Annotated in this window: 7 protein-coding genes and 1 pseudogene; 5 read left to right on the top strand and 3 right to left on the bottom strand. The window is 58.4% G+C overall.

From position 1 onward, the window contains the following. Positions 1–8: 8 nt before the first annotated feature. The 3 genes from FHR94_RS02190 to FHR94_RS02180 are packed head-to-tail and all read right to left on the bottom strand — an operon-like array spanning position 9 to position 914. Complete coding sequence (locus tag FHR94_RS02190) at positions 9–245, bottom strand: hypothetical protein (RefSeq protein WP_183323985.1); 237 nt, start codon at positions 243–245, stop codon at positions 9–11. Beyond that, entirely contained in the window at positions 238–534 is a 297-nt protein-coding gene (locus FHR94_RS02185; protein WP_183323984.1) for a hypothetical protein, read from the bottom strand. Before FHR94_RS02185 ends, FHR94_RS02190 begins: the two co-directional genes overlap by 8 nt. Positions 535–560: 26 nt before the next feature. Further along, a complete protein-coding gene (locus FHR94_RS02180) occupies positions 561–914 on the bottom strand; it encodes a LexA family protein (RefSeq protein WP_183323983.1) in 354 nt (117 codons plus the stop codon). 152 nt (positions 915–1,066) lie between these two features. Between FHR94_RS02180 and FHR94_RS02175 the strand changes: the two genes are divergently transcribed. The 5 genes and pseudogenes from FHR94_RS02175 (at position 1,067) to FHR94_RS02150 (ending at position 10,663) form a co-directional block, all read left to right on the top strand. Next, the gene (locus tag FHR94_RS02175) at positions 1,067–1,507 is read left to right on the top strand and encodes a LexA family protein (protein WP_183323982.1); all 441 of its coding nucleotides are present in this window, start codon (positions 1,067–1,069) and stop codon (positions 1,505–1,507) included. Continuing rightward, complete coding sequence (locus tag FHR94_RS02170; protein ID WP_183323981.1) at positions 1,504–2,781, top strand: Y-family DNA polymerase; 1,278 nt, start codon at positions 1,504–1,506, stop codon at positions 2,779–2,781. The genes FHR94_RS02175 and FHR94_RS02170 overlap by 4 nt, the downstream gene beginning before the upstream one ends. Positions 2,782–2,917: 136 nt before the next feature. Continuing rightward, positions 2,918–3,968 (top strand): annotated as a pseudogene (locus FHR94_RS20025) (IS630 family transposase). A gap of 272 nt (positions 3,969–4,240) precedes the next feature. After that, positions 4,241–9,034: a fibronectin type III domain-containing protein gene (locus tag FHR94_RS02155; RefSeq protein WP_183323979.1), complete on the top strand. Its 4,794-nt coding sequence runs from the start codon at positions 4,241–4,243 to the stop codon at positions 9,032–9,034. Positions 9,035–9,043: 9 nt separating this feature from the next. Then, positions 9,044–10,663 carry a phospholipase D family protein gene (locus FHR94_RS02150; protein ID WP_183323978.1) on the top strand — a complete coding sequence of 540 codons (1,620 nt, stop codon included), beginning with the start codon at positions 9,044–9,046 and terminating at the stop codon, positions 10,661–10,663. Positions 10,664–12,919 lie beyond the last annotated feature (2,256 nt).

The following is a 12,919-nucleotide window of genomic DNA, read 5'->3' as shown; positions in this document are numbered from 1 at the left end:
GCAGACACCTACACCCACTTTACGATCGCGGTGAACAGTGCAGTCATCACCGCCATCGAGGCGATCAGCGCCGTGACCATCTTCCAGGTCTGAGCGTTGAGCTCCTTGTGGAGATCTTCACGGGTCGCCATGGTCTCGCGAATCACATGGACCTCCTGCTCCAGGCTTCTCAAGCGCTGTTCCATATCCGGTGGCTCCCCGCCGCCATCCAGCGGCCTCAAGTGGCGAACGTTCTTGTCAGCCATTGTCACCCTCTTCGTCCAGGTACGCCAACACCTCGATGTCGCGAATGTAGTGGATGAAACCGCAGCTCGGGCACACCCGAAGGAACTCGCCGTAGCCGCGGCGCGAGCCGTCGTCCATCACATGGATCACGCGCACCGCGGGGGCCTCATCTTCCAGCACACCCGCCGGGTCATGCACCGATGTGCTCATATGGGTGCCGCACATCGGGCAGGAATCCGCCACGCCACGCTCACGCAAGAAGCGCATCAAGGCGGCCCCTGTCACCCGTTCATCCAGTTGAATCGTCATCTCGCCTCTCTATCTGTCCCCTTGCCTTACGCTACCACCACCCGCGCCTGGCTCACCACCACGCCCCGCAGGTCCGACTGCCGGGCCCAGATCGACTCCCTCGGCCCGGCGGTGGGCATCAGCCTGACGCGCCCGCCGATCCGATGGCTGTTGAACAGCCGCTGTTCGCCTTCCACTTCCACCACCACCAGGTCAGCGTGCTGGGCGGGCTTCTGCTCGTCCACCACCAGCAGGTCGCCCTCGATCAGCGGGCCGCCCACGCCGGCGTCCTCGCTGACTTCCACCACATAGCAGCTCGCCTTGAAGGCCGTCAGGTCGTAGCCCCTCAGCGCCGGATGGTCGATGCCCATGCACACTGGGCCCAGGTAGTTCACTCGCATGTCGTCCCTGCCAGATCGTATTCCTCCACCAGCCGCACCACATCGGGCTTCGGCCGCCCACGCACTGCCGTGTCAAAACATTAGCATTTGCCTAAGCGTGCGCTGCTGTCGAATACTGTATAAACAACCAGCTTTTGACAAGAGGCCACGCCATGCGCGCTCCCGAGATCTTCCATCCGCACCCGGCACCGCCATACCGCGCCCTGCCCTACCCACTGGCCACCATCCGTGCGGGGATCTCCGGCTTCCCCTCACCCGCCGAGGACTACGTCGGGCGCACGCTGGACCTCAACGAGCGGCTGGTGAAGCGTCCCTCGGCAACCTTCTTCATGAGCGTCGCCGGCGACAGCATGGAAGGCTTCGGCATCCACGATGGCGACACCCTGGTGGTAGACCGCTCCATCGACGCCCGCCCCGGCCATATCGTCGTCGCCCTGGTTGACGGCGAGGTGATCGTCAAACGCTACGAGCTGATTGGCCGGCGGCCCTACCTGTGCTCCGGCAATGACCGATACGCGCCGATCCCGATCGCCGATCTCGACTGCCAGGTATGGGGCGTGGTGCGCTCGGTCATCCACGAGTACCCGGTATGATCGGCCTGGTGGACTGCAACAACTTCTACGTCAGCTGCGAGCGGGTCTTCCAACCACACCTCGAGGGCGTGCCCGTGGGCGTGATGTCCAACAACGATGGCTGCGTGATCGCACGCTCCAACGAGCTCAAGGCCCTGGGCGTGGAAATGGGCATGCCGGCCTTCGAGCTGCAGCAGTGGGTCAACCAAGGCCGCATCCGCCTGCTCTCCTCCAACTACGAGCTCTACGGCGACATGTCCGCCCGGGTGCGTGAGGTCCTCGAGGAGTTTTCCGCCGGCGTCGAGCCCTACTCCATCGACGAGATGTTCGTGCGCTTCGACGGCTTCGACGCGGCCACCACCCAAGCACTGGCCCGTACCCTGTATCGCAACGTGCGTCAGTTCACCGGCATTCCCGTCTGCGTGGGCGTGGCTCATACCCGCACCCTGGCCAAGCTCGCGAACAGGGCCGCCAAGAAGCTGCCCGGCTATCACGGCGTCTGCGTGATCCCCGCCGAGGGCGACGAGACACGCCACCTGCTCGAGCGCACCGCCCTGGGCGATGTCTGGGGAGTAGGCCGACGCCTGGTCGAGCGGCTGGCTATCCAGGGCATCGAGACGGCCTGGGAACTGCGCAACGCCGATCCCAAGGCCATCCGCCGGCGCTACTCCGTCACCCTCGAGCGAACCGTGCGAGAGCTCCAAGGCACGCCCTGCATCGAGATGAATGATATCGACGAGCCTCGCCAGCGCATCATGACCTCGCGCTCCTTCGGCCGCCTCACCGGCGACCTGGGCGAACTGCAGGCTGCCATTCGCCAGCATGCCCAGCGCGGCGCCGAGAAGCTGCGTCGCCAAGACAGCCAGGCCCGAGCCGTCTACGTCTTTCTCAAGACCAATCCCCACCGGCCGGACCTGGCCCAGTACTCCCCCGGCATCATCGTCGAACTGCCCGAGCCCACCGACGACAGCCGGCCGATCCTCGCCGCCGCCCAGCGCGGCCTGATCGAGATGTACCGGCCCGGGTACCGGTTCATGAAGGGAGGCGTGATGCTGCTCGACCTGCTGGACACTAACCGCCAGCAGCTCTCATTGCTCGACACGCCCGAGCACGCCGCCCAGCGCGAACGGGATCACCAGCTGATGGCCACCCTGGACGAGCTCAACCACAAGATGGGGCGCGGCACGGTGCGGCTCGGCATGCCACGGAAGAATGCCGTCTGGCACCTGCGTTGTGCCCACCGCACGCCACGCTATACCACGCAGTGGGGAGAAATTCCCACAGCACTTGCTTGAATAAAACAAACACAATATGCAGCATTGACGCAACAGCATTCTACAACTTCATAAGAGATTCAAGGAAATGGAGCCTCTCGTTATAAAAGTCATCTCCCTACCCGTTGATTACATAGGGATAGCAACTCCTGCATTAATGGCGGTCATTTTGGCTGTGTTTTCTCACATTTCCAGCAAGAGAGCAGAAAGTCGAGCCAACAGGTTCACCTTGAAAAGGATCGTCAAGCGTCGGATGACACAGAAGCAGATCGCCGAAGAGCTCGATGTCCATCCCTTGACCGTGGGACGCTGGCTGGCCAAGTACCGGGAAGGCGGCATGAAGGCGCTGCTGGCCCAGACCCGTGGTCGGAGGGAGGGCGCCGGCCGCCAGTTGACTCCCGACGAGGAAGACCGCCTACAGATGCTATTGGTCGACAAGACCCCCGATCAGCTGAAGCTCCCGTACGCCCTCTGGACTCGCCAGGCTGTCCAGCAGTTGATCAAGCAGGAAACGGGCAAGCCAGTACTGATTCGTACCGTGGGCGGAATACCTCAAGCGCTGGGGCTTCACCGTTCAAAAGCCCAAGAGGCGGGCTTATGAGCAACGTCCGGCAGAGGTGAAGCGCTGGCTGGAGCATGAGTATCCTGTGATCCATGCCAGGGCCAAGGCCGAGAATGCCGAGATTTACTGGGGTGACGAGACAGGTCTCAGAAGTGATAGCCAGCACGTCAGAGGCTACTCACCTCAAGGCGTCACGCCAGTGCTCTGTCTCAATGCCAAGCGAGCGGCGGTCAACCTTATTTCCGCTGTCACCAACCAGGGAAAGGCTCGGTTCCGGTTTTTCGAGGGCACCATGAATGCGCAAATTCTGATCGACTTTATGAAGCGCCTAGTTCGTGATACTCAGCGGAAAGTCTTCCTAATTCTGGATAACCTCAAGGTTCACCACGCCAAGGTGGTCAAGGCCTGGCTGGAGGATCATCAGGACCAGATAGAGGTGTTCTATCTGCCGCCCTATTCACCCGAGTTGAATCCGGATGAGTATCTGAACTGCGACCTGAAGGCCGGCGTGCATAGCGGGACGCCGGCACGCAACACGGAGCAGCTGAAGCGAAAGGCAATGTCCCACCTTCGCAAGCTGCAGAAGCTCCCAAGCCGGATTGCAAAATACTTCGAAGCCAAGTCAATCAACTACGCCGGAGCATAGCTATTTGGCTGCCGGGTTAATAACTTAGAAAACACCACACTAGCCAAGGCAGTGAATGGTAGCTACGTTATTATAAGAGATCATTGCGGCACACGAGACGATGGTAAGAGCTGCCAAGGTGCTTTATCAAGCATAAGCTAAAAACAATGCAGCAGACAAAGAAGGCGTTTTATCATTCGGCCAATCTAACTTAAAGTTAATAAAGGAAAAATTCAATTTTTTATGGTTAAATTAACATGCCTTTGCAGTCACAGAATCTAACTATGATTGGCATGGGCGTCGAGAACCTTTCTCAGCCCGATGACCAGTTCCCAAAACTAGAGGACGGCAACCATCTTCGATGGGCTTTCAGCCCCCACCGGGGCTTTCCCCGTCATGGCTACTCTCTGTTCCGACGACTCCACATCGCTGAAAAAATATCGCCGTTTCGGTTAAGTGAGGCCATTGATGGACTTGCCGGCCGGAAAGCTCTGCCGCTGACGATCACGGCACCGGAAGACCGGGTGCATCCCATCGAACTCTCCGGTCCCGACGCCGTCAGACTCAGCGATGACTATCGCCTCCAGGGCGAGCGGTCATTTGACACCGGTACGGATAACCGGCTGGAAATCCAGTTAACCGATCAGCCCCTGCGTATCCGCTTTCCGGAGCCCATGTTCAAGGTCGTGCTTCTGATGGCCCCGGGTCGTGCAGAGGCCACGGCAACGGCATGGCAGACGACCAGCGCGCGCCGTCCGTTGTTCGGCTTCTTGACCACGGATGAGGTGGAGGTCGACACCACAACCATTGGAGAGCCTGGTCATGCCACGCTGAGCTTCAATGCCATCGACGGCATCACGATTCAAGGCGATGGTGCCACACTGGTGGATATCCTGCTTTACCCGGTTGCCGACAAGTTCAGCGAGAACTGGCAACCCGTACCCGGACTGAGGCAACCCATCGGCCTGCCGGTCTTCCCGCCCCGGGGGGCAAGCTATCCGGTAGGACTGAACTCTCTCCAGCAGGCCCGCCACACCGCCGCTGATCGGATCGCATATGGCGACTCGGCCTATTTCACCCAGGAATCCGGCGGGAGTGTGAGCGACGGCCAGGCGTCGGTGACACGTAATTGGCCCATTGTCGTCGGCACGGGTACCCGCTGGACGCGGGATCTGGCCGGTCAGCTCATTCAGATGGACGGCGATGACACCGCTTATCTCATCGTGGAGGCGCTCCTGGACGAGCAGGGTCCGGACCGAATCCTGCTCAGCCGGCCCTATGAAGGTCAAGGCGGTTCCGGCCGGTCCTATAGCATCCGGGACGATCATTTTGCCCAGCTACACGATTATCTGGCTCAACTGGTGGATGACGACCAGCAGGCCGGCGGCATGGCCGGGCGGGTCGTGCCACGCCCCGTGGTTTCCGACGGCTCTGTTCGGGTAACGGACGGTCAGCCATCGGTTTCCGGTGTGAATGTCGCCTGGTCGGTGGATCTAGTGGGGTTGCATTTCCGTGTAGGCAGGGTTTCGGGGGGTACGGTGGACATCAGGGACGGTGAGTTCACCGTGCGGCGAAGCACCTCCGAGACCTGGAATGAAACGCTGGTCGGCCTGCCGATCCGCTTCGAGGATCAGCATGCCCTCTACACCATCGCCGCTATCGATCCGCAGGACACCACCCGGCTATGGCTGGACCGGCCTTATGCGGGTCCCGACATCCCCCAGGCCGGCTTTACCGTGTATGAGGGAAGAAGCTACCGGATAGAACGGGTCGATTCAGACAATGACGAACTGACCCTGGCCGACCCCTATCGCTGGACGGAGGGCAGCATTTCGGTGTTGGGCACCCGGCCCTATCTGATCACCGGCGAGTTTGCCAGTCCCACCAACTCGGATGACATACCGCCCCGGCAATCCCTGCACTATGCCCTGGACATGGTGCTGCTGGCCAGCCTGGAGCCGGCCGTGGCTCAGTTACTGGGACTCTACGCCATCGATCGGGAGGCCCGCCCGGACCAGACCTACGATTATCTGATCGTTGCCGACCACGATGGCAGCATCGAATACTTCGGTGGCCTGGACAACTTTGCCCCCGGTGAGCTGTTTTCGCCCCACGAAGAGACGGATCGGGATGTGGACGGCTATATCGTCTTCGATGTCAAAGGGAATCGTGCTCCCGAACCCCTGGGGCCGCCGCAGGATATTCAAGTCTACGAGTTGCCGGGCACCCGCTACACCCGCCACACGCTGCCCAATGGTGAGACCCGCTACGGGCAGAACGCAGCGGGGGTTCGTTGGCGGCGGAACACCTCCCCCGGCGGCCGTTTGTTGCCCCGCGAACCCCTGCTGTACCACCTCTGGCGTCATGGCCCGGTGGAAAGCGAACCCTCGGAGCAGTCGCCGCCTCCACCCGAAGGATATGACCGCCTGCTCACCGTCCCCCCCTGGCTGGAGGACGGAGGTGACGGACCGGTTCTCGTGGTGGACCCGGTGGCCGGAAGCGACGAAGCGCCGCCGGGCTGGCCGGACAGGGCGCTTTATGGCTTCGATGCCGGTCTGCTGGACGGCTGGTACAGCTATCGGGTCAGCGGCGTGGATCTGTTCGGGCGTGTCAGCGAGCGCAGCGAGCCCGGGGCCGGTTACTGGCGCCAAGCGGATACGCCAGCGGAGGATTATTGGGAGACACCGGCCCGCCGTCAGCATTCGGCGGCCGTTTACCTTAAGGACCGACGGCCACCGCCTTCGCCCCGTGGGGTGGAGGCCACCCTGGTGGGCGACGGTCAGGCCCGGGTAAGTTGGATCTGGCCCCAACGCTTTATGGAGCAGGCGCCGGATGTCCGGGAATTCCGGATTCATTTCCGGCCCGGGCCTCTCAACCACCAGTTGGGTGTCATCGACAACGTCACGGACCAGGGCCATGGCCGCTATACGATCGACACCGACATCGCCCCCGCCAGTCCGGCGGACGGCTACGCCGGAGCCACTTTCTATGCCGGCGACACTCCCTACCGGATCATTGCCAGCCGGGACGACGGCGGCCGGCTCCAACTGGAAATCGTCGATCATCGACCACCCGAGAAGAACACGCTACAAAGGGCTGACGGCAATGAGGTGAGAATCACGGCCACGGATTCCCGGCCGAATGTGGCGGCCAGGCCGGTGGCCATCGCCGGCGGGCCGGAGCCCGGCGTCGCCTGCACCGTGGCCATCCCACCGGTCTACAAGCGTGGCCGAGTGAACCTCACCCATGGCCGGCGGGAGGTGAACGGCCGGGACACCCATTGGACGGAGCATCTTGAGGGGCAAGCCTTCACCACCCCGGATGGTGGTGATTACACCGTGGACCAGGTAGTGGACGATGGCCTCCTGCGACTGGACCGGCCTTACCAGATCCCCGACCCGGCGCGCCGCCCCACCCGCTTTGGTTACGCCTACACCATCGCCCATCCGATTCGCATCGACTACAGCCGACCGGCGGCCTGGCCGACGCCGACCTCCCCCGCCGACTGGTCCACCGATCATGCCACCGTCGGCTGTGACGATACGAACCACTACGAGACGGTATCCGAAAACAACGAGGTCCAGTACCGGCGCTATGAAGTGACCCTGCCGGTGCCCGGTACGGGCGATCCACAGTCCGATCCCTTCGCCCCCGATGCGGCCCGGCCGGTGGTCTATGCCCACTTCGGGGTGAGCGCCCTGGACCACAACGACAATCAGGGGGCGGTCAGCGCACCGGTACGGGTGGCTCGGGCTAAGCAAACCGCGCCTCCCGCCCCCGAGGCGCCGACCTTCAGCAGCGCCATCGATTGGGCCACGCCGCCGGATTATCACGGCAAGGCCCACTACACCGTGCGCTGGCGGCGTCCGGGCGAGCACCTCAAGACCCACGTCTACCGGGTGATGGACAAGACCCTGTTTCGGCGCGATTGGCAGCAGCGGCAAAATGGAATGACTCAGGATGTGAGCGCCGAAGACACGGATAAATTCCCGGCCGACCGGCAAGGAAGTGACACCGAACCCCAGCGCGAAGAGATCGTATCCGTTCTCAATATCCTGCATGGTGAAGTGAAGCAGGCGGCCACCTTTGAAGTGGCCTTCGAACACTATCAGGGGCTGGAGCCGGATACCCTTCAGGTGATTGCGGCCCTGCCGCACAATCAGGGTGTTTACTCACAAATCACCATAGACCCTCTCGATCCGGAGGAGCATCCCAATCAAAAGGGGCCGGATTATCAGGAAGGCGATCCCACCGGCAGCCAGTGGTGCGCCTGGATACATGCCTTCGACGGTCGCTCCCGTCGGCGCTATTTCTATCGCACGGGCAACGTGGACAAGGCCCACAACCGCAGCGGGACGCTGAGCTATCCCACGCCGCCGGTGCAGGCTATCGATACGGTGGCGCCGAAGGCGCCGGTGGTGACCAAGGCTGTGGCGGGTCACTACGATAATGACCAACCGGACGACGGGGCAATTACCCTCCGCTGGACGGCTAATCCGGAGCCGGATATCGCAATGTATCTAGTCTACCGGACTCAGGACAAGGCTTTGACCCGGGATGTGCGCTTGATGGGCAAGCCGGTGGCGACTGTTCCCCAGCCGGCCCATACGCGGCAGCTAGAATGGGCCGATGAAAGCCGGCCCGCCGGTGCCAGACAGTATTATCGGCTGGTCGCTGTGGACCAATCCGACAAACACTCCCGGGCTTCCCGCAGCATGGCGGCTCAGGCTTTCGATCTCAAGCCGCCTGAACCGCCAACGATCGATGTGCTGAAATGGGTTCTTGTCGATTCAGACGGAAATCTTCATCCACATGATGCTTCCGTCCCTGACAACAAGACCTGGCGATCTGCGGTGCAAGTCTCGTGGTCATCCTCGAATGCAAATCTTCGCAGCTTGGTTCAAGTCAGAGTGGGATCGGGGGGGCGATTTCAAAATGCTTCCGGTTGGTTGGAAAGCGGATTATATAAATTCATACACTTCACGGACAACATAGACTTTGTGCTGGAATACCGGCTTAAAGTTCGCAACAACATCGGCAAGACAAACAGTGAGTACGAAACCAAAATACTTCAACCAATGAATTAGGAAAATAAAATGCCAAACATGCAACAACTACGAAAAAAGTGGTTTCTTGATTTCTCAGGCAATGAATGGAAACCGCTTCAATCGAGACACTCGGGCTGTAAGATTTCGGATTGGACGAGTGGGCATGTGGTTCCTGTAATAGAGGGAAAGGAGTATATGGAAAAATGGTACCGCTTTATGCAAGACGCCGACCAAAACACAACGGTTTACCACGCCGGCTGGCGCTTGGAAGATGTTCCTCTTCTGGGCAAATCGAAGCCCAATACCAAAGTATTATCCGTTATAAAAGCCGCGTTCAATAGAGGGGTCAATGTCTATATTTCTCTTAGCGGACACGCAACAAATCACCCTACCAATATCACCAGCCTTATGGAACTGAAAAACACCGGGTTGAAAACGATTGGAATCGACTATAGATTCCCCGGCACCGGAAGCAATCATCAAAAGTATACGATTTTTGATTTCAAAAATATGGACTCAATGGCACTACTGGGTTCAATAGATATTGATACGAAGCGTTGGGGAAGGAAGCAGCATAAAACAGAGGATTCGGAGCGGCCAGGCTATCCCACACATGAGGTTGGTGTGCTCCTTAAAGGCAATGTCATCAATGACCTTAAATGGGATTATATTTCGCGCTGGAATGATGAGACACGCACGGCCCCCGCTGATAGAGGTGTAGGTCTTTCACCTGATCCTGGTCTACGATTCCCCGACCTTGCTAATCCCCGCTCATCCCCCCCCCAAATTAGCGAAACGCCGCCATCGGCGGCCGAAGGAGATGGACCCCAACAGATACAGGTATTGCGAACCTTTGGGATTGCTGAAGGAGAATGGGGGAGTTACTCATGGGCCAATATGGAAAACGGAGATTCTTGGGAACATACGGGAGAATTTACTTTTTGGGCTTCTTTTCTTAACGCCATTAAAAATTCCACAAAATATATTTATATTGAAGGTCAGTTTTTCACTCAGTTTTCAACTACTGGAGTATCCTCAGGTGAGAATGTATGGCTAAATCGTTTGCGCGAGTATAATCCATATTATCAACTTGCGCAGGCTATAAGAAGAGGCGTGGAAGTAATCGTTGTGGTCGCGAGGAATCCGGATCTTCAAGCAATATTGGACGAACGTAATAAAGGGATAGCATACCTACGAAAAGTTGCGAAAGAAAGCCAAAGCCGAGGAGATTTCTCAATAGCATACTTACATAACGGAGATGTGGTAAACGGCAGTGAAGTTACGATTTACGTTCACTCAAAACTTGCAATTTTCGATGATGAATTCGTATTGGTCGGTACCGGCAATGTCAACCAAAGGTCAATGACCACAGACGGTGAGATTCACCTTGGGATTTTAGATAAAAGAGGCGAGTTCGCTAAAGACTTTCGAAAAAGTTTATGGAAAGAACACGATCAGGATCATAACTACCATAGTAACTATTCGCTTGAAGAGGATATCAGGCATTTCAAGTTTGCGATCAATTCGGAAGAAATATGGCGGGTTCGTAGGTATCCTGATAAAGAACCTCCGGATACGTGGTACTTTCACGATTTATGGGAAGGTTTCATTGTAGATCCGTTTCACGGACCTTCGAAAGCCGATGCGCCTTACATAAGAGAACGTTGAGGAAAAGGCAATGCCTGCACTAATTTCCGCAATTCCCGCCGATCTCTTCCCGGTAGACAGGTTGGCACCGGCAGGCAATTTGCAACAATTTTTACAAAAGTTAAGGATCACGGATTATTCCGGCTCAGATTACATGGATCCTCAGGAAGGATTCAAGATGGAATTGGATTTTTCGTCTGAGGAAATATTTGAGTTAGCGGGTCTCGGTGGTGTTCAATTGGTAGTCGGCGGGAAACACTCTTCTGTCCTCGGGGTTAAATTAAAAGCTGCTTTTCCCCAAAGAAAATTGGACGTGACTCTAACAGGCAAGTTTCGTATCCGCTTTCCTGAGGAATGGCTGAAACCTGTCATCAAGAAAAAGGGGAAATGGACTGAGGATGGCAGTCGGCAGTTCAGCGAAATTGAAGTCGGTGCCAAAATCACCATCAACCAAGATTGGAACGTCAGCTTCGGTGGACCTAATGAGTTCGTCCTCCAACCGGCTATGATTGCTGATACTGGATTTGTCGTCGAGGCCAAAGTTGCGTTGGACCTGTCGGAACATCAAACGATTCCGGCCTCCGATAACTTGGAACTGCCGGACGTCCGAAGTATATCTCCAGGCTGGCAGGGCATTGTTTTCAAGGAGTTGAGTCTTCACTTTCCCGATTCACTCAAAGGGCTACCTATCGATGAACTGGAATTTCACAATTTTCATATTGGAACCGGCGGAATTTCCGGAACCATAGGTCTCAATACTGAAAATTACGATACGGATCAATCGGTCACCACGTCCAGTCAAACGCTGTTCGGCATACCGTTTCTGCTGACCGAGTTGGATGTCCAGTTTGTTCAAAATACTTTTAGTAAAGCTGACATCACCGGCAAGCTTCGTCTTCCGTTTTTCGATCAGGACGTGGAAGTGGAACTGGGTATCGACCTGGACGGCAACCTCACCGCTGAACTCACCGGCGAGGACGGCCTGGCCACGGTCAGCAAGGATAACCTGTTCAAGTTCGAAATCGACAGCCTGGGCTTTTCCGTCGAGGAGGGGGTGCCTGCCGTGTCCCTGGGCGGCACCCTGACACCGACGCTGGAACTACTGTCCGACGCCCCCGGCGTGCGCATCGACGAGTTGCGCATCGATGCCGAAGGCAATGTAGATATCCAAGGCGGCTGGATCGATCTGCCGGACCAGTACCGGGCCGAGATCGCCGGGCTGGGCTTCGAGATTACCAAGTTCGGTATGGGCTATACCGCAGCTGGCCGCAAATGGATCGGTCTCAACGGCGGGATCGAACTGCCCGAGGGCCTGCCCGCCGGCGCCTCGGTGGAGGGCCTGCGTATCTTCCCGGACGGCAATGAGCCGGCGGTGACGCTGAACGGCATCGGCGTGGAATTCACGGTTCCGGAAACCCTCGCCTTCAAGGGTGAGGTAGCGCTGAAAGGCAAGGAATTCCGGGGTGATATCGATCTGGAACTGATGGCCCTGGGCTTGAGCGTGGATGCCGAACTGGTTTTCGGCACCCACAATCGTAATGGCAACGCTTTTCAGTACATGGCCATCTATCTGGACGCCGATCTGCCGGCCGGCATCCCCCTGTGGGCCACCGGCCTGTCCCTGTACGGCTTTTCCGGCCTGTTCGCCAGCCAGTACGAACCCGACAAGAGCGGCGAACAAAAATGGTACGCCATCACCGGTGGTACCCAGAGCTGGTATCACTGGAAGGACAAAGGGGTCACCGACTTCGACAAATGGCGGCCCCGAGCCGGCGCCCTGGGCTTCGGCGCCGGCGTCACGGTGGCCACTGCGGCGGACAACGGCCTGTCCCTGGCCAATGACCTGTTGCTGGTCATCGTCTTCCCCGGCCCCATCCTCATGCTCCAGGGACGTTCCGACCTGCTGAAGAAAGGCACACAGGTGGGCGAGGACGCCGCCTTCCAGACCCTGGCGGTACTGGATGGGCGTGCCGGCTCGTTCACTCTGGGCATGGACGCACGTTACAAAGAGGGCGAGAAGGGACGCGTGATGGACATCAGCGCCAGCGCCGAGGCCTTCTACAGCCTGAACGATCCCGATAGCTGGTATCTGAACATCGGCAAGAAGAAACCCCGTGACCAGCGCATCCGGGCCGAAGCCCTGTCGGTGTTCGTCACCGAAGCCTACTTCATGCTGGATCCCAACCGCCTGGCCATGGGCATCTGGCGGGGATACGACAAGGAATGGAAGTACGGCCCCCTGAAAGTAATACTGGAAGCCTGGATCGCCAGTGATGT

The organism is Halomonas cerina (assembly GCF_014192215.1).
Lineage (GTDB): Bacteria > Pseudomonadota > Gammaproteobacteria > Pseudomonadales > Halomonadaceae > Halomonas > Halomonas cerina.
Note: the sequence above shows the minus strand (reverse complement) of the source record. Positions and strands in the feature narration are given on the sequence as shown.